Below are 17576 nucleotides of genomic sequence, written 5' to 3'. Positions count from 1 at the left end.
ATCCACTGTCATGTCCTGCTCCCCGATATGACTTCGTTTGGGGAAGAATGGCGACGTCACACGCGTCCGAATGGCGTATATTTACGCCGTATACGTACACCTTGCCCCTGTAGGTGCATAGAGTCAACACGAGCAGGGACGTGGAGCAGGCGGGACCGTCTGGAGGCAGGGCATGGCCAAGGAGCAGGCGCGGGGCAAGGACAGTGAAGCCACCGCGAAGCCGGCGCGGCGCGCCAGCGACCGGGGCCGCTACGGCCGGCTGAGCCGGGAACGGGTGCTCGCCGCCGCCCTGGAACTGGTGGACCAGGAGGGCCTTTCCGCGCTGAGCATGCGACGGCTCGGCGCCCAGCTCGGCGTCGAGGCGATGGCCCTGTACCGGTACGCGGAGGGCAAGGACGCCCTGCTGGACGGGCTCGTCGAGGCCCTCTACCTCGAACTGGAGGAGCGCCTGTCCGCCGGCCTCGAACCGGATGCCGAGTCCGCGGAGTCCGGGTCGGCCGCGTGGCGCGCGGAACTCCATCGGATCGCGCGTGCGATGTACGAGGTCTGCCTCGCCCATCCCCAGGTCGTGCCGCTGCTGTCCACCCGCATGCTCGCGGTCCCGCTGGCCCGGCGTCCGCTCGCCGTGCTCAAGGAACACGAGCGGGTCCTCGCCCTGCTCCAGGACGCGGGGCTCGACCGGGCCCGCACCGCGGCCGTCTTCCGCGCCTTCACCGGCTGGGTCCTCGGCTATGTGTCCGTGGAGCTGCGCGCCATGGTGGACAACCCCGAGGAGCCCGACGCCGCCTTCCGGCTGGGGCTGCACCGGATGCCGCCCCAGGAACTGCCGAGGCTCCGCGAGATCGCCGCGACCCTCGCCGACCGGGGCGGGCCGGACGGCCTGGCCGCCGGGCTGGACGCCCTGCTGGACCGCTTCACACGGCCCTAGGGGGTTCGCCGACGGGGCCTTCGGCCCCCCGGCGCAGCGAGCGCGCGGGGCGAGCCCTCAGCGGCCACCCGAGCCCTGTCGACAGGGTCCGCCGGGCCTCGGCGCCCGCCCCTGTCGTATCCACCTGGAGATGCACCGGGCCACCGCCCGTGCCTACGATCAAGAGCGCCCCGGAACCCGGCGAACGGTCCAGTGTTGTCCGACGTAGGGAGGCGGTTCGGCTTGTCGCGGGCACAGCGCCGCACAGGCGTGTACGCCCTGCTGGTGTCGGTCGCAACACTCATCTACATGACCGTTCCGGCAACCCGGCCACCCCTGTGGGCACTCATCGGACTCGGCGGCGTCGGGGCCGTCCTCACGGGAGTCCACGTCCACCACCCCGCACACCGGTGGCCGTGGTGGCTGCTCGCCGCGGGGTTGCTGGCCTTCGCCGCGGGCGACACCTCCTACAACGTGATGGAGGCGTACTTCGACTTCTCCAACCCGTTCCCGTCCCCCGCGGACGCCTGTTATCTCGCGGTGTATCCCCTCTTCGCCGCCGGGCTGTACGGCCTCGTACGGTACCGCTGGCCCGGACACGACCTGCCGAGCCTGCTCGACGCGCTGATCTTCGCCCTGGCTCTCGCGCTGCCTGTCTGGGTCTTCCTGGTACAGCCGCTCGCGCACGTCGAGGGCATGACCTGGCAGCAGCGCGCCATCAGCATCGCCTACCCGTTGGGAGACGTCCTCGTCCTGGCGATGCTGCTCCGCCTGCTGGCGTCGAGCCCCGGCTCCGGCCGCAATCGCTCCCTCCAACTCCTCGTGGTGGGAACCACGACCCTGCTCGTCTTCGACATCGCGTACGGAATTCTTCAGCTCAACACGCTGTGGCAGACCGGGACCGCGCTCGACGCCGGCTGGATCATCTTCTACACGGCCTGGGGGCTCGCCGGACTGCATCCCTCCATGGTGGAACTGACACAGCCCGTCCACCGGCAGGAGTCCCTGCGCCCCACACCGCGTCGGCTGGTGATGCTCGCCGCGGCCACCCTCGTCGCGCCCGGAATCCTCCTTTACGAGGGGCGACAAAGAGCCGCCGACGACGCCGCCGTGATCGCGGTCTTCTCCGCCGCGCTCTTCCTCCTGGTCATCCTCCGGCTGTCCGGGATGGTCGTGGCCCACCGCAACGCCATGGCGCGGGAGCTTGCGCTGCACACGGCGGCCATCTCCCTGGTCGCGGCGGCCCGGCCGCAGGACGTCGCGGCCACCTGCGACAGGACGGTCAGCACGCTGTTCGGGCCCAAAGTCCGGCACCGCAGTCTTCTCCTGACCGCCGAGTACGCGAGCGGGCTGGCGAACCACAACTCGCACCTGGTGCCCACGGCCGGGCTCGGGGAGGACATCGCGAGCAGGCTCGACGACCTGCCGACCACGCTGGTGTGCCCCATGATCCCGCCCGAGGGGCCCGCCCGAGAGCTGCCGGGTGTACTGATGGCGGCCGGACCGGCGCAACAACTCCTCGAGATCCAGAGCTCGTTGGAGATCCTGGCCTCCCACTCCGGCCTGGCCGTGGAGCGCATCGCGCTGCGCCAGGAGATCATCCGCAAGGAGAGCGAGGCGTACTTCCGCACGCTGGTGCGCAACGCCTCGGACGTCATCCTCATCGTCGAGGAGGACAACACGGTGCGCTACGCGAGCCCGTCCGCGCGAGCCGTCTTCGGCGGGGCGAGACTGACCGGCGCGCCGCTGCCCGATCTGGTGGATTCCGGCGACCGGCAGCGCGTCGTCAAAGGGCTCACCGCCATGCGGCAGCAGGGGGCGCCCGAGACCCACGACCACTGGTGGGTCCTGCGCGACGGCGGCCGCATCGAGGTCGAGGTGCGCTGCAGCGACCTGCGCGAGGACCACACGGTGGGCGGCCTGGTCGTCACGCTGCGAGACGTGACCGAGCAACGACGCCTCGAACACGAGCTGACGGAGCGGGCCTTCCACGATCCCCTGACCGGTCTCCCCAACCGCACCCTGCTCCTCGAGCGGATCGACCGCGCGCTGCTGCGCAGCCGCCGCGGGGCGACGCTCATCTGTCTGCTCTTCATCGACCTCGACGACTTCAAGATGGTCAACGACACGATGGGGCACTCGACCGGCGACCACCTGCTGACCGCCGTCGGCGAACGGCTGTCGGGAGCCCTGCGCCGCACGGACACGGCGGCCCGCCTCGGGGGTGACGAGTTCGCAGTACTGATGGAGGACGCGACGAAGCCGCTGGACGCCGAGCTGCTGGCGGCGCAGGTGATCCAGACGCTGAGCAGGCCGTTCAGCCTCCAGGAGGGCTCGGTGAGCGTGTCCGCCAGCGTGGGCGTGGCCACCGCCAGGGACAGCACGGACGCCGAGGAACTCCTCGGTCACGCCGACCTGGCCCTCTACGCGGCGAAGGCGGCGGGCAAACGGCAGTGGCGTCGCTTCCAGCCGCGGCTGCGGGTGCGGATGGTGGAGCGGCACGATCTGCAGGCACGCCTCGACGGGGCCGTGGCGCGGTCCGAGTTCACGCTGCGCTACCAGCCTGTCGTCGACATCACCGCCGGCGAGGTGGTCGGATTCGAGGCGCTGGCCCGCTGGCCGCATCCCCACCACGAACCGGTTCCGCCGGACCAGTTCATCGCCCTCGCCGAGGAGACGGGACACATCACGACGCTGGGCGCCTGGGTCCTGACGAACGCCACCACCGACATCGCCGGTCTGCAGCGGACGGCCGACCAGCGGGACCCGCCGTACGTCAGCGTCAATGTGTCCGCCCGCCAGTTCCGGGACAGCAGTTTCCTGGCCAAGGTCCGCACGGCGCTGGAGACGCCGGGACTCGCCCCCGGGTCGCTGCAGCTGGAGCTCACCGAGACGGTGCTGATGCGCCGGGACGCGCAGATCCAGGCGATGCTGTACGCGCTCAAGGACCTCGGGGTGCACATCGCGGTCGACGACTTCGGCAGCGGCTACTCCTCACTGCGGTATCTGCGAGACTTCCCCGTCGACGTACTGAAGATCGACAAGACGTTCATCGACGACATCGCGCTGGACACCCGGCAGGTCGCGCTCGTCGAGGGAATCGTCAGCCTCGCCGACACTCTTGGCATCCAGGTGATCGCCGAGGGGATAGAGGACCCGGTGCAGCGGGATCTGCTGGCCGGCATGGGATGCCGCTTCGGGCAGGGCTTCCTCTTCGCACGGCCGATGACGGTGGAGCAGAGCGAGTTCCTGCTGCGGCAGCGGGACGGGGCCCGGGTCACGGAGGGTTTCGCCGACGCGCCGGCGGAACCGAGACCGCAGATCCTTCCGACACCGCAGACTGCCATCGCCCCACCCACGGAACAGTCCGCCCAGTCCGGGACGGCGGAGACCGGCGGAACCCGTCGCTCCAGACGCTGGCGCGACCTCGAACACCTGCGGCAGACCAGCCCCATGAGCGACGCCGTCCTGGACGAGGTGCGCGGCCGGCACATCCGCAGCGGAGACCACTGGCTGATCGACTTCGCCTCCTGCAACTACCTCGGCTTCGACTGCGATCCGGAGATCATCCAGGCGATCGAGCCGGCCGTACGCCAGTGGGGGACCCACCCGAGCTGGTCCAGGCTGATCGGCAGTCCGCGCCTGTACCCCGACATCGAGGAACGACTCGCCGACCTGCTCGGCGCGCCGGACACGCTGCTGCTCCCCACGCTGACCCTGATCCACGCCTCGGTGATCCCCGCCCTGGCGGGCCAGGGCCATGTCTTCGTCGAGGCCACCGCGCACCGGACCGTGTTCGACGGATGCGTGGGGGCCCGCGGGCAGGGCGCGACACTGCGGCGGTTCCACGCGGAACGCCCCGACAAACTGGACGCCCTGCTGGCAGCGGTGCCCGACGGCCTGCCCCGGCTCGTCTGTCTGGACGGCGTCAACAGCATGAGCGGGAACATCCCCGACATGCCGAGGCTGACCGCGGTCTGCCGGGCCCGGAACGCCACGATGTACATCGACGACGCGCACGGCTTCGGCGTCATCGGGGAGCGCGGCCCGCACGAGTCGTGTCCGTACGGGGCACGCGGCAACAGCATCGTGCGGCACACGGGAGAGTCGTACGAGGGGATCGTGCTCGTGGGCGGGTTCTCCAAGGCGTACTCCTCGCTGCTTGCCTTTCTCGCCCTGCCCACCTCGCTCAAGGACCGCCTCAAGACCGCCGCGGCGCCCTATCTCTACTCGGGCCCGTCACCCACCGCGTCCCTCGCCACGGCGCTGGCCGGCCTCGACGTCAACGACAGCCGGGGGGACGCCATCCGTGCCGACCTGTACCGCAAGACCGTCCGCGTGCTCGACCACCTGGAAGGACTCGGCGCGGGCACGCTCAACAAGGACCGTCTGCCGATCGTGGAGATTCCCCTGGCCCACGCGTCGGACCTGGACGCGGTCGGAGGCTTCCTGTGGGACAACGGCATCTATGTGACCCTGGCGGCCTACCCGCTCGTCCCCCGCGACCGGGTGGGCTTCCGGGTCCAGCTCACCGCACTCAACTCCGACGAGGACATCGAGCGGCTCAACGACACCCTGAGCCGACTCGCCGAGCGCTATCAGCTGCGGCCCAGGGACGGAGTCGGCGATGGCGATTCTCAATGACGACGTCAACTGGGACAGTTGGCCCGTCGAGGACTACCTGGCGGAGAACTACCGCGAGCTGCACCTCGCCGACGCGGCGGTCATTGCCCACCACTGCGCCTTCTACCGCGGGTTCGCGCCGGGCAGCGTCGGGCGCTCCGTGGAGATCGGGGCCGGACCCAACCTCTATCCGCTGATCCTCGCGGCCGCCGCGAGCCGCCACATCGACGCCGTCGAGGCGGGTGCCTCCAACATGGCTTACCTGGACCGGCAGTTGCACCGCGCGCCCGACCCGAGCTGGCTGCCCTTCCACGCGCTGTGCCACCGTCTCAATCCCGACGTGCCGGCGACCCTGGAGGGATCGCTGTCCTCGGTGCACCTCGTGCACGGCGACCTCAGATCACTCCCACCCGGGGGTTACGACCTCGCCTCCATGCACTTCGTGGCCGAGGGAGCCACCGAGGACTTCGAGGAGTTCAAGGACTTCTGCCGCCGGTTCGTCGGCTGTGTCGTCCCGGACGGGCATCTGGTCGCCGCCTTCATGGAGAACCTGCCCACCTACCGGATCGGCGCCGCGTCACGCTGGCCCGGCTGCCCCGTGGACACGGACATCATCACCGAGGTGTTCACGCCGCTCACCGACCGGCTGGCGGTCGGCCACATCCCCTCCGATCCGACCCTGCCGGACTACGGCGACTCCGGAATGGTCGTGCTCACCGGGGTGGCGGCGGCCCGTCCCGCCGTGTGAGTGCCTCCGGCACACCGCGCCTGCGGGACTCCCGGCGGAGCTGAACGCCCGCCCCCGCTACCCCAGTTCCAGCGACGTGACCCCGTGGACCCGCTCCCCCGCGAACGTCCTGACCGGCCCGGTGTACATGCGGGCCGTCTCGAAGGAGGGTGTGAGGCCGAGCTTCTCGACGAGGGCGACGGCCCCCGCGTTCGTCTCGGGCACGTCGATGGCGACCGCCCTCCCGTCCGCGTCGGCGGCCAGCGCGGCGAACAGGGCCCGGGCGTCGTCGGCGGTGTCGGCGAACAGCGGCCCGACGCGCAGGGAGTCACGCGCCGGACGGATCACCGCGTAACCGCTCAGGCGCCCGTCTTCGGCGTGCCGGACGAAGGTGCGGTGCCCGGGGGCGGTCAGCCACGACTCGAGGAACGCCGGCCGGTCGGCGGGGTAGCACGCGCTGTCGTACGCCGTGATCGCCGCGCGGTCCGCGAGCTCGGCCGCCCGCACTCCCGACGGCTCCTCCCCGACCGGGGCCACGCCGCCGAACCGGACGGTCCGGTAGGCGAGTTCGAAGCCCGACTTGCGGTAGTTGTGCTGCTGCGCGACCACTCCGTCGAGGCCGACAGTCCGGCCCCCCGCGTGGGCGAGGGCCGTCCTCCAGGTGGCGACGCCATAGCCGTTGCCGCGCAGATCGGGGCGTACGAGGTAGAAACCCAGGAAGGCGTAGTCCGCGCCGTAGTTGACCACCGAGATGGCCGAGACCGGCTCCCCGTCGACGCGTCCGACGAAGAAGCCCTCGGGATCCTGGGCGAAGAAGCTCGCGCTGTCGGACAGCCCGGGGTTCCACCCCTCGTCCGCCGCCCAGCCGCCGACCACCTTCCAGTCGTCGAGCGTGGCCTGGCTGACGACGAGGCCGTCGGGTCCCGGAGAGGTCATGGGGGCGCTCCAATGCGTACGGGTCGCGAGGTGCGCCGGCCGGTCGCACGCACAGCATCCTTGCCGATCTCCGTGCCGATCGCAGCGCCCAGCACCCCGCACGGGAAGGGATTCGGCCACGTCGGCATGCGCGCCTGACGCGATGTTTGGCTCGGCACGCGCGCCTGACGCGAAGCCTTGGCATCGGTACGCGGTCCGGACGCGAAGCCGTGGCGTCGGAACGCGAGCCCAGGACGGGTGGGCGCGGCACCCGCGTTTCGTTGACGCGCTCGCGTCACGCGACTAGCTTCCGGGAGCGCTCTCCGGTCCCTCTCCCACTCCCCACCGACCCCCCACCCCGAACAGAGGTCGACCATGAAGACAACGTTGTCCCACGGTCTGCGCAGAGCCCTTCCGGTCCTCCTCGCGCTCTCCGCCGCCCTGGCACTCCCCGGGCCCGCCGCCGGGGCCGAACCCGCCGCCCCGGCCTCCGCCGCCGCGTCCGTCTGCAACAAGTACTGCGACGCCCGCGACCCCGCCCTCTCACCGCAGGACCGCTCCCCGGTCTCCGCCACCCTCTTCTCACGTGCCATCGCCCTGCACTTCGACGACACGGACGCGATGGGCTGGGCGTCGCTCGACAACGGCAGCCCCGGCGACGAGGTGTGGCTCGACCGGTCCTTCGACGGTGGCCGCACGTGGAGTTCGGGCAGCCGGCTCGGGAACACCACCGTGCCCACGGGGCAGCGCGGTTGGCGCACCCTCATGTACAACGTCGACGACTGGGGCGGCCTCGGTGTCGGCGCCCTGCGCGCCTGCGGCAGGGCCGGGGACCGCACCGACATCGCGTGCACCGCCTGGGCGCGTACGACCTGGAACGCGGGCGAGCGGCGAACGGCCGCCGCGACCGCCCAGATGATGTTCTACGACAACTCCACCGGGCTCTTCGCCACGACCGGCTGGTGGAACTCCGCGAACGCGCTCACTGCCCTCATCGACAATATCCGGGTGACCGGCATGGGCAGCTACAAGTACGCGATCGCCAGGACCTACGACCGCCAACTCGGCGCACAGGGCGGGCAGTTCCGCAACGACTACCTCGACGACACCGGCTGGTGGGGACTCGCCTGGGTGGCCGCGTACGACCTGACCGGCGACAGCCGCTACCTGAGCACGGCACGGGCCGACGCCGATCACATGGCGGCGTACTGGGACACGACGTGCGGCGGCGGGGTGTGGTGGAGCACCGCGAAGACGTACAAGAACGCGATCGCCAACTCGCTGTACATCCAGCTCAACGCGGCCCTGCACAACCGCGTGCCCGGTGACAGCGCCTACCTCGCCCGGGCCCGGGCGGGCTGGACCTGGTTCCGGTCGACGGGCATGGTGAACCCGGCGCATCTGGTGAACGACGGCATCGACCTGTCGACGTGCCGGAACAACGGCGGCACCGTGTGGTCGTACAACCAGGGTGTGCTCCTCGGGGCGCTCACCGAGCTGAACCGCGCCACCGGCGACAGCGGGCAGCTCGACACGGCACGGCAGATCGCCGACGCCGCGATCACGTCCCCGGCGCTCAACACGGCGGACGGGATTCTGCGGGACCCGTGCGAGAGCGGCGACTGCGGGGCCGACGGCCCGTCCTTCAAGGGCGCCCATGTGCGCGGGCTGGGCCGGCTGAACGCCGCCCTGCCCGACCATCCCTACGCCGTCTATCTGCGGCGGCAGGCCGACGCCGCCCACGCGGGGGACCGCAACGCACTCGATCAGTACGGTCTGCGCTGGTCGGGCCCCCTGGACCGCGCGGACGCGGCCCGGCAGCAGAGCGCACTCGACCTGCTCGACGCCGCTCCCTGAGGCTCCCTGGGACGCCGCTCCCTGAAGCCAAGAAGAAGAAGGACGGGGAGGAGGCCCCACCGGTCACCCGTCCGATGGGGCCTCCCGTCCGTGATCGCCGCCGTCAGCGCACCGCGGCGGGCCGGAACCGGCGGTACAGGAGGGCGCCGCCCAGCAGCAGCGCCGCACTCGCCGCGATGGCGGGAACCGTCTGATCCGCGCCGGTGTGGGCGAGAGAGGCCACCGACCCGCTCTGCGGGCGGATCTGCGCCGGCACCCCGGGGTTCGGGTGCGCCGCGGGCGGGGCGGACGGCCTCGGGGTGGGGTTCCCGGGGTGGTGCGGCTGCCGGGGCTTGCCGCCCGAGGCGTTGGCGGCCGCGTTTCCGACGGACGCGTTGCCGAGGCCGACCACCGTCACGGAGTTGCCGCTGACGTTGACCGGGAGCTGCACCGGAAGTTGGAGGCCGTTGCCCGAGAGCACACCCGGCGAATCCTTTCCGCCACCGTGCGCCACCGCGCCGCCGCCGTCGTGTGCGCCGCCGCCGTGTGCGCCACCACCGCGCGTACCGCCGCCGTGCGCGACGCCGCCGCCGTGCCTTCCTCCGCCGGACGGAGCGACCCCGTCGCCGTCACTCCGATGGGCGCAGCGGTTGCCAGCGGCGGGGTTGAGCAGCCCGGTCACGTTCAGGGTGTTCCCGCACACGTTCACCGGAACGTGCACCGGGAGCTGGACGGTGTTGCCGGAGATCAGCCCGGGCGAGCCTGCCGCCGTGCCGTCCGCCGCGGAGTCGGCGTGGGCCGGCATGGTCGCGGCCAGCGCGCCCGAGGCGGCGGCCGCGGCGATCAAACCATTTCGGGTCACCCGTTTCATAGGTTCACTGCCTTCCGTACAACGTCGCGGGCGCTCGCCCACATTGCCTAGAACGCGTGTGAACCATCCGAGTTATGGCTTATCCGTCTTTCACCCTATCGAGCGTCACGCATTTCGAACTGCCGCCGTGGCCCGCACGAGCGATGTCGGCGCGCAGGGTAGGGCACGCCGGCCGGTTCCGCTCGCCCGGAGGCGTGCCCCCGAGGCCGCGTCTATCGTGATCCGGGGGGTATCGCCGGTCCACCGCCTCGCGACCCTGGAGGCATGCATGCTGTCCATGCGCCAACGCTTCGCGGTCGTGGGAGCCGCGACCGCGACACTGACCCTGCTGGCGGCGGGTCTGCCGGCCGTGGCGACCGCCGACGGCGATCCCGGCCTGTCCCGCTTCTACGGCCAGAAGGTCACCTGGACGGCCTGCAAGGGCGACGGTATGCCCGACGATCTGCAGTGCGGCAAGGTCACCGTCCCGCTGGACTACGCGAGGCCCGACCGCGGCACACTCGACCTGGCGCTGGCCCGCTACCGGGCGACGGGCGACTCACGGGGTTCGGTGCTGTTGAACTTCGGCGGTCCCGGCGGCGCGGGGGTCCCCCAGCTCGCCGCGGACGGCAAGGACTTCATGGGTCTGACGAACGGCTACGACGTCGTGACCTTCGACCCCCGCGGCGTCGGCCGGTCCTCGCCCGTCAGCTGCGGCGAGGGTATGGACGAGATCTCCGAGGCGACGGCCGACAGCACCGGCAGCACGGATGTGCAGGCGGCTCTCGAGGTGGTCAAGAAGGCCGCCGACGCCTGCGCCGAGCACTCCGGCGCCGTGCTCCCCCACATCGGCACGGTCAACGCCGCCCGCGACCTGGACGTGATGCGCCAGGCCCTCGGCGACAAGAAACTCAACTACCTCGGCTTCTCCTACGGGACGCGGCTCGGCGCGGTGTACGCGGCCCAGTTCCCCAAGAAGACGGGGCGGATGGTCCTCGACGGTGTCGACACCCTCACCGAGCCGATGACCGAGCAGGGCCTGACAGGCGCCGAGGGCCAGCAGACCGCGCTCGACGACTTCATCACCTGGTGCGCGAAGGACATGGCCTGCCCGTTCGGAGAGGATCCGCGCAGCGCCCGCGAGCAGGTGGTCCAGCTCGTCCACTCGCTCGACGAGGAACCGGTGCCGTCGGACTTCGGCCAGCAGTTCTCCGGCCAGGACCTGGTGGGGGCGATCAGCGAGGCGCTCTACAGCAAGGCGACGTGGCCCCTCCTCGAACAGGCCCTCAACCTGCTGGTCCAGGACGGCGACACCCATGGACTCATGCAGTTGTCCGGTGGCGCCTCCCTGCCCGACACCTCCGCGAGGGCCCGGGAGCCGCAGAAGCGGAACGGCGGGCTCGTCGACGACGAGGACATCCCCCTCGACAACCTCCCCGCCGCCCTGATGGCCATCAACTGCGCCGACGACCCCGACCGGCCCAGCGCCGACCAGGTCACCCGACAGGTCGACAAGCTGCGTGCCGCGTACGAGGAGGCGTCGCCCGTCTTCGGCCAGTACCGGCTCACCCAGGTGCTGATGTGCTACGGCCGCCCGAAGGGCACCGACTACATCCGCGACGAGGTCCGCGACGTACCGAGTTCGAAGATGCTGCTCGTCGGCACCCGCGGCGACCCGGCGACCCCTTACCGCTGGACCCTGGAGACCGCCAAGCGGCTCGGCTCCTCCGCGGTGGTGCTCGACAACAAGGGCGAGGGGCACACCGGGTACGCGTCCTCGAAGTGCGTGCACCGGAAGGTCGACGACTTCCTGCTGTACGGGTCACTGCCGGCCAGCGGCAGCTCCTGCGGCCCGGAGGACGGGAACACCGACTGACCGCCCGCTCCGGCGCGCTGCACCGGCCACCCCACGGCCGGCCGTCCCTCCCTGTGGGGCCGGGTTGCCCCGAACGGCCGAGGCATCCCCCCGGACGGTGACAGAACAGGCGCGGATGAGTAACACAGACAAGTCGGTTACAACCTCTCGTACCCCCCGAAGGTCACTATGGGCAGGCGCCTCCTTCATCCGGCCCGCCGAACCCGCACCCGCACATGACCACAGCAGGGGGAAAACACCGATGCGTATCCGACCCGTCCTCACCCTCTCCGCCGTCGCCGCCGCGCTGCTCCTCGCGGTACCCCAGAGCGGTGCGGCGGCCTCGCCGTCCGGCTCACACGCCTCGAAGGCCGCCGCGCAGCCCAAAAAGTGCTCGGCGAACGCCGTCAGGCTGCGGGCCGAGCAGTCCTCCGACCGGCGCGTGGTGCACCTGCGCGTGACCAACCGGTCGAGCCGCGCCTGCACCGTCGACCGCATCCCCACCGTCACCTTCGGCGACCTCGACGGCGCGGCCCTGCCGAAGCCCGCCGGACAGAGCGCTCCGTACCGGATCGCCGCGGGCAGGACGGCGTACGCGTCCGTGCGGACGATCGCCGACCAGTCCGACCCGGACGCCCGCCGGGTCCGTTCGATCACCGCCTCGGCCGATCCCTCGCTCTTCGGGCGTACCTTCACCGCGCGCGAGCTGGGCGCCGGTTCGGCCGTCCTGGTGTGGGAGCCGGTCACGACCTGGTGGAAGCCGTCCGCGGCCGCCGCCGACAGGGTGCTCGGCCTCCGCTGAGCGGCACCCCTCCGGGAGGTACGCGTACGCGTGCTCGCGCGGCGCGGGGACCCGGGGCCGTCCGTCGCCGCCGATCGCCGGCCCCATGATCCGGGGCTGTTCCGATCGGCGGCATGCGTCCCCATGGGTTTGACTCATGCTGTGCGCCGGATGCTCTCGCTGCTGCTCGTCGCCCTCGGTGCGGCCGGGGCGCTGGTCCTCGTCCGCGGTGTCTCGGCGTGGTGGTGGTGCGCGGCGGGCCCGCTGCTGGCGCTGACCGCGCTCGGTGGCTGGGACCTGGGGCAGCGACGTCACTCCGTGCTGCGCAACCATCCCCTGCTCGGCCATCTCCGCTTCCTCCTGGAGGCGCTGCGGGCGAGGCTCCAGCCGTACGTCGTCGAGCGGAACCACGACGGGCGGCCCTACGACCGCCGGGTGCGCGCCCTCGTGTACGAGCGTGCCAAGGGCGTCGAGGCGGAGGAGCCGTTCGGAACCGAGCGTGACGTGTACGCGGACGGCCATGAGTTCCTGGAACCGTCGATGCGCCCGGTCGAGGTGCCGGACGAGCCGCCCGTCGTCCGCGTCGGCGGCCCCGACTGCACCCAGCCGTACGACATGGCTCTGCTCAACGTCTCCGCGCTGAGCTTCGGAGCCCTCTCGTCGAACGCGATCATGGCACTCAACCGCGGCGCGGCGCTGGGGCGTTTCGCCCACGACACCGGCGAGGGCGGCCTGTCGGACCACCATCTGCGGGGCGGCGGCGACCTCGTCTGGGAGATCGGCACGGGGTACTTCGGCTGCCGCACCCCCGACGGGGACTTCGAGGCGCGGGAGTTCGCGGACAAGGCCGCCCTGCCCGAGGTGAAATGCGTGTCGCTGAAACTCTCCCAGGGGGCGGAGCCAGGGATCGGCGGGGTCCTGCCGGGGGCGAAGGTGAGCGCCGAGATCGCCCGGGCGCGCGATGTCCCCGAGGGCGAGACCGTGGTGTCGCCGCCGGACCACCGGGTCTTCTCGACCCCGCGGGAGCTGGTGCGGTTCATCGCGCGGATGCGGGAGCTGGCGGGCGGCAAGCCGACCGGCTTCAAACTCTGCGTCGGCTCACGGCGGCAGTTCCTGGCCGTCTGCAAGGCGATGCTCGCCGAGGGCGTGACGCCCGACTTCATCGTGGTGGACGGTTCGGAGGGCGGCACCGGGGCCGCGCCCCCGGAGTTCGCCGGCACCCTCGGCACGCCTCTGACCGAGGGCCTGATCACGGTGCACAACGCGCTGGTCGGCACCGGGCTGCGCGACCATGTCCGGATCGGGGCGAGCGGCAAGGTCGCCACCGGCTCGGACATCGTCAAACGCCTCCTCCAGGGCGCCGACTACACCAACGCGGCCCGGGCGATGATGTTCGCCGTCGGCTGTCTCCAGGCTCAGCGCTGCCACACCAACACCTGTCCGGTGGGCGTGGCGACCCAGGACCCCCGGCGCGTCCGCGCGCTGGACGTGGCCGACAAGTCCGAGCGGGTGCACCGCTATCAGCGGGCGACCGTACGCAGCGCGAGCCGGATCATGGCCGCGATGGGCGTACGGGATCCGGGCGACCTCACGCCCCACCGTCTGCTGCGGCGTGTCGGGCCCACGGCCGTACGGTCGTACGCGGAACTCTACGAGTGGCTCGCGCCCGGGGTGCTGCTCGCCGAGCCGCCCCGGTCGTGGGGCGCGGACTGGGCCGCCGCCGATCCGGACTCCTTCTGAGCCCGAGACGTGAATCCGGGCGGTCCCGCCGAGGAACGGCGACGCGGGTCGTGTTTCGGAGGACCGCGAAAGGTATCCATCGCGGGGGTACTGCGTTATCGATCTCTCCGGCGGACAATGGATCACAGGGACGGAACGGTCCGAGCTGTCGTCGGAGGGGTGCGCACCGCGTGAGTGAGCTGTTGGGTGTGGCGGTACTGGGTGCCGGACACATGGGAGCGGACCATATACGTCGTATCGACCAGGTAGTGAGCGGCGCCAGAGTCGCCGCCGTGGCGGATCCCGACACCGATCGCGCCGGGAAAGCGGTGGCGGGCATCGACGGTGTGTCGGTCCATGCCGAGACGGAGGCCGCGCTCGACGCGCCCGGCGTACGGGCCGTACTGATCGCCTCCCCGGGCCCCGCGCACGAGGAGGCCCTGCTCGCGGCCTTCGCGCGCGGTCTGCCGGTGCTGTGCGAGAAGCCGCTGGTGCCGGAGTCGGGCGGGGCGCTACGTGTGATGGAGGCTGAGGTGCGGCTCGGGCGGCGGCTGGCGCAGGTCGGGTTCATGCGCCGGTACGACGCCGAGTACCAGCGGCTCAAGGCCCTGCTGGACAGCGGCCGGCTGGGCCGGCCGCTGATGCTGCACTGCACGCACCGCAATGTCGCCTCGCCGCCCGGCTTCACCTCGGCGATGCTGGTGAACAGCTCCGTCTCGCACGAGATCGACGCGGCGCGCTGGCTGCTGGGCCAGGAGCTCACGGCGGTGACCGTGCTGCGCCCCGAGCCTTCCACGAACGCGCCCGAGGGGCTGATCGATCCCCAGTTCGTCCTGTTCGAGACGGCCGGCGGCGCCCTGGTCGACGTCGAGGTGTTCGTGAACTCCGGCTTCGGATACCAGGTGGCGTGCGAGGCGGTCTGCGAGTCGGGGAGCGCGCGGATCGGGGACGGGCACTCCATGGTCGTGACGACGGCGGGCGGCACGCACGAGGAGGTGGCGCAGGACTATCTCGTACGGTTCGCCGACGCCTACGACCGTGAGGTGCAGGCGTGGGCGGACGCCACCCGGGCCGGCCGGGTCACCGGGCCCGGCGTCTGGGACGGGTACGCGGCGTCCGCCGTCGCCGAGGCGGGAGTCCGGGCGCTGGAGAGCGGCGGCCGGGTGACCGTCGAACTCGCCCCGCGCCCGGACCTCTACGCCTGATCAGCCACTGACGCTCGCGGCGCCCGTCTCGATGTGCCCGGTGAAGCGGCGCGACCAGCTCGCGTCGGAGCCGACCGTGATCGTGAAGTCGTACCACCCGTTCTGGTACGCCACCGCGTTGAAGTAGTCCTCCGTCGCGCCGCCCGCGGCGACGGTGTACGTCCAGGGGCCGTCGGTCCGGTAGTGGTTCGAGGTGACGGTGAACGTCACCGCGGAGGCGGAGGAGTTGGTCATCCTGAAGTAGACGGCCGTCTTTCCGGTACCGGGCTCGGTCGCGTACCGCACGCCGACCTCGGCCGACTTGCCCGCCTTCGTCGCGTCGCCCTTGAAGCGGCGCAGGAAGCGGTTGGGGCCGGTCATCGAGAAGTCGTACTTTCCGTCGCCGTAGCCCGAGCCGATGTTGAAGGAATCGGAGGCGGTGCCGCCCGCGTCGACGGTGTACTGCCAGGGCGCGGTGTCCCGGTAGGCGTTCGGGTGGATGGAGAAGTGCGCGGCGCTCTTGGCGGGGGCGCCCTGGTTGGCCACGGTGAACCAGGCGAGGATCTTGCCGCTCGCGCCGAACTCCAGGTGGTCCAGGTAGCCGTTGGGCTGGTACGGCAGCGCGCGGGCGGGCCGGGTGCCGGGTTCCTGGACGGGCAGCGCGTTGGTGGTGGGCACCGGGTTGGGCAGCGGGCCGCAGATGGCGTACCCGATGACGCTCGTGGCGGGCAGCGCGGCGGTGCCGTGGACGGGGTGCGCGAAGTCGAAGACGCCGGTCAGGTCGCCGGTGACCCTGCGCCGCCAGGCACTGATGTTGGGGCAGGCCGCGGGCTTGCCGAGGGCGTTGGTCCAGGTCTCCAGGAAGCGCAGGACCGAGGTGTGGTCGAAGACCTCCGAGGAGACCCAGCCGCCGCGTGTCCAGGGCGAGACGACCAGCATGGGAACCCGGAAGCCGAAGCCGTACGGGACGCCGTTCAGGTACTCGCCCGCGGTGCCGGCGGGCGGCGCGGGCGGCGGGACGTGGTCGAAGAAGCCGTCGTTCTCGTCGTAGTTGAGGAACAGGACGGTGGAGTCGAAGACGTTCGCGTCGGCGGCGAGCGCCTTGTACACCAGGTCGACGAAATGGGCGCCGTCGCCGGGTGGGGCGTACGGGTGCTCCGAGAAGGCCTGGTTGGCGACCACCCAGGACACCTGGGGCAGGGTGCCGGCGACGACGTCGGCCTTGATGGCAGCCGCGATGTCGTCGGGCGTGGAGCCTGTGACCTTGGGGACGGAGGCCATGCCGCGGTCGTACAGCGGGTCGCCGGCCTTGGCGGCGGCGAACTTCTTGAAGTAGGCGCAGCCGTTGTCGCCGTAGTTGTCCTGGGCGTTCTGGTAGACCTTCCAGCTCACACCGGCCGCCTGGAGCGCCTCGGCGTAGTTCTGCCAGGTCAGTCCGGACTCGTCGCCGCCGTCGTAGCTGGAGCCGTCGACCTTGCCGCTCCACAGGAAGGTGCGGTTGGGTCCGGTTGCGCTGAGTGTGGAGCAGAAGTAGGCGTCGCAGATGGTGTAGTTGTCGGCGAGCGCGTAGTGGAACGGGATGTCGGAACGGTCGAGGTAGCCGAGCGACCGGGCGTTGCCGACGCCCGAGACCCAGTTGTCGAGCCGCCCCTTGTTCCAGGCGGAGTGCTGCGAGGACCAGGAGTGCGGAAGGTCGCCGCTGCACTGCGCGAGGGTCTCGCCGTCCTTGCCGCCCGCCGCGGGCGTGGAGCTGAGCTTCCACGGGTACTGCCTGCCCAGGCCGTTCGGCTGGTTGAAGACCGAGTACCCGCCGGACAGCGTGATACCGCTGCGGTCGTCGAAGCCACGGACGCCCTTGAGGCGGCCGAAGTAGTGGTCGAAACTGCGGTTCTCCTGCATGAGGATGACGACGTGCTGTACGTCCGAGATCGTGCCGGTCGCCGTTGCCGCGGTGGCCGCGGCAGCCGCTGGACGCAAGCCGACGCCCAGCGCGGCTCCCGCCGCCACGGATGCGCCGAACCCCACGAAGCCTCTTCGGCTGATCGGTGTCATTCGCCCGCCCTGGTCAACTGGAGTGCCCCTGCGGCACGCCGCAGGAAAGCGTGCCCGGGGCGACCGTCAGGGGTCGTACCGGTGCGGTGAGGGCGGGTGAACAGCGGTCGAACCTGCCCTTCCGGAT

11 protein-coding genes are annotated in these 17576 nt (G+C 71.3%); 8 read left to right on the top strand and 3 right to left on the bottom strand.

Annotated features, from left to right (window positions below):
• The first annotated feature begins 172 nt into the window (after window positions 1–172).
• From ABZX90_RS29310 to ABZX90_RS29300, 3 genes are all read left to right on the top strand, one after another.
• Complete coding sequence (locus ABZX90_RS29310; protein WP_355209681.1) at window positions 173–928, top strand: TetR/AcrR family transcriptional regulator C-terminal domain-containing protein; 756 nt, start codon at window positions 173–175, stop codon at window positions 926–928.
• 288 nt (window positions 929–1216) lie between these two features.
• Window positions 1217–5551: an aminotransferase class I/II-fold pyridoxal phosphate-dependent enzyme gene (locus ABZX90_RS29305; protein ID WP_355209678.1), complete on the top strand. Its 4335-nt coding sequence runs from the start codon at window positions 1217–1219 to the stop codon at window positions 5549–5551.
• Entirely contained in the window at window positions 5535–6278 is a 744-nt protein-coding gene (locus ABZX90_RS29300; protein WP_355209675.1) for a class I SAM-dependent methyltransferase, read from the top strand. The genes ABZX90_RS29305 and ABZX90_RS29300 overlap by 17 nt, the downstream gene beginning before the upstream one ends.
• A 57-nt stretch (window positions 6279–6335) precedes the next feature.
• On the opposite strand, the gene ABZX90_RS29295 is transcribed toward ABZX90_RS29300, so the two are convergent.
• Complete coding sequence (locus ABZX90_RS29295; RefSeq protein ID WP_355209672.1) at window positions 6336–7193, bottom strand: GNAT family N-acetyltransferase; 858 nt, start codon at window positions 7191–7193, stop codon at window positions 6336–6338.
• 354 nt (window positions 7194–7547) lie between these two features.
• Between ABZX90_RS29295 and ABZX90_RS29290 the strand changes: the two genes are divergently transcribed.
• The gene (locus ABZX90_RS29290; RefSeq protein ID WP_355209669.1) at window positions 7548–9029 is read left to right on the top strand and encodes a glycoside hydrolase family 76 protein; all 1482 of its coding nucleotides are present in this window, start codon (window positions 7548–7550) and stop codon (window positions 9027–9029) included.
• Window positions 9030–9132: 103 nt separating this feature from the next.
• Here the strand turns inward: ABZX90_RS29290 and ABZX90_RS29285 are convergent, their stop codons facing one another.
• Entirely contained in the window at window positions 9133–9879 is a 747-nt protein-coding gene (locus ABZX90_RS29285; RefSeq protein ID WP_355209667.1) for a chaplin, read from the bottom strand.
• Window positions 9880–10147: 268 nt separating this feature from the next.
• Between ABZX90_RS29285 and ABZX90_RS29280 the strand changes: the two genes are divergently transcribed.
• From ABZX90_RS29280 to ABZX90_RS29265, 4 genes are all read left to right on the top strand, one after another.
• Window positions 10148–11734, top strand: coding sequence for an alpha/beta hydrolase (locus ABZX90_RS29280; RefSeq protein ID WP_355209664.1), 1587 nt, complete (start codon window positions 10148–10150; stop codon window positions 11732–11734).
• Window positions 11735–11975: 241 nt separating this feature from the next.
• Complete coding sequence (locus ABZX90_RS29275) at window positions 11976–12515, top strand: DUF4232 domain-containing protein (RefSeq protein ID WP_355209661.1); 540 nt, start codon at window positions 11976–11978, stop codon at window positions 12513–12515.
• A gap of 150 nt (window positions 12516–12665) precedes the next feature.
• The gene (locus ABZX90_RS29270) at window positions 12666–14234 is read left to right on the top strand and encodes an FMN-binding glutamate synthase family protein (protein WP_351123337.1); all 1569 of its coding nucleotides are present in this window, start codon (window positions 12666–12668) and stop codon (window positions 14232–14234) included.
• Window positions 14235–14404: 170 nt separating this feature from the next.
• A complete protein-coding gene (locus tag ABZX90_RS29265; RefSeq protein ID WP_355209658.1) occupies window positions 14405–15418 on the top strand; it encodes a Gfo/Idh/MocA family oxidoreductase in 1014 nt (337 codons plus the stop codon).
• On the opposite strand, the gene ABZX90_RS29260 is transcribed toward ABZX90_RS29265, so the two are convergent.
• Window positions 15419–17449 (bottom strand): phosphocholine-specific phospholipase C, encoded by a 2031-nt coding sequence (locus ABZX90_RS29260; protein WP_355209655.1) that lies wholly within the window; start codon window positions 17447–17449, stop codon window positions 15419–15421.
• Between the last annotated feature and the right edge of the window lie 127 nt (window positions 17450–17576).

This window comes from Streptomyces sp. NPDC002935, assembly GCF_040611295.1.
Taxonomy (GTDB): domain Bacteria; phylum Actinomycetota; class Actinomycetes; order Streptomycetales; family Streptomycetaceae; genus Streptomyces.
Note: the sequence above shows the minus strand (reverse complement) of the source record. Positions and strands in the feature narration are given on the sequence as shown.

Excerpts from the sequence above, each read along its gene's own strand:
- ABZX90_RS29275 (WP_355209661.1), top strand. The coding sequence starts at position 11,976 with ATGCGTATCCGACCCGTCCTCACCCTCTCCGCCGTCGCCGCCGCGCTG.
- ABZX90_RS29285 (WP_355209667.1), bottom strand. The coding sequence starts at position 9,879 with ATGAAACGGGTGACCCGAAATGGTTTGATCGCCGCGGCCGCCGCCTCG.
- ABZX90_RS29280 (WP_355209664.1), top strand. The coding sequence starts at position 10,148 with ATGCTGTCCATGCGCCAACGCTTCGCGGTCGTGGGAGCCGCGACCGCG.
- ABZX90_RS29310 (WP_355209681.1), top strand. The coding sequence starts at position 173 with ATGGCCAAGGAGCAGGCGCGGGGCAAGGACAGTGAAGCCACCGCGAAG.
- ABZX90_RS29290 (WP_355209669.1), top strand. The coding sequence starts at position 7,548 with ATGAAGACAACGTTGTCCCACGGTCTGCGCAGAGCCCTTCCGGTCCTC.
- ABZX90_RS29305 (WP_355209678.1), top strand. The coding sequence starts at position 1,217 with ATGACCGTTCCGGCAACCCGGCCACCCCTGTGGGCACTCATCGGACTC.
- ABZX90_RS29295 (WP_355209672.1), bottom strand. The coding sequence starts at position 7,193 with ATGACCTCTCCGGGACCCGACGGCCTCGTCGTCAGCCAGGCCACGCTC.
- ABZX90_RS29270 (WP_351123337.1), top strand. The coding sequence starts at position 12,666 with ATGCTCTCGCTGCTGCTCGTCGCCCTCGGTGCGGCCGGGGCGCTGGTC.
- ABZX90_RS29300 (WP_355209675.1), top strand. The coding sequence starts at position 5,535 with ATGGCGATTCTCAATGACGACGTCAACTGGGACAGTTGGCCCGTCGAG.
- ABZX90_RS29260 (WP_355209655.1), bottom strand. The coding sequence starts at position 17,449 with ATGACACCGATCAGCCGAAGAGGCTTCGTGGGGTTCGGCGCATCCGTG.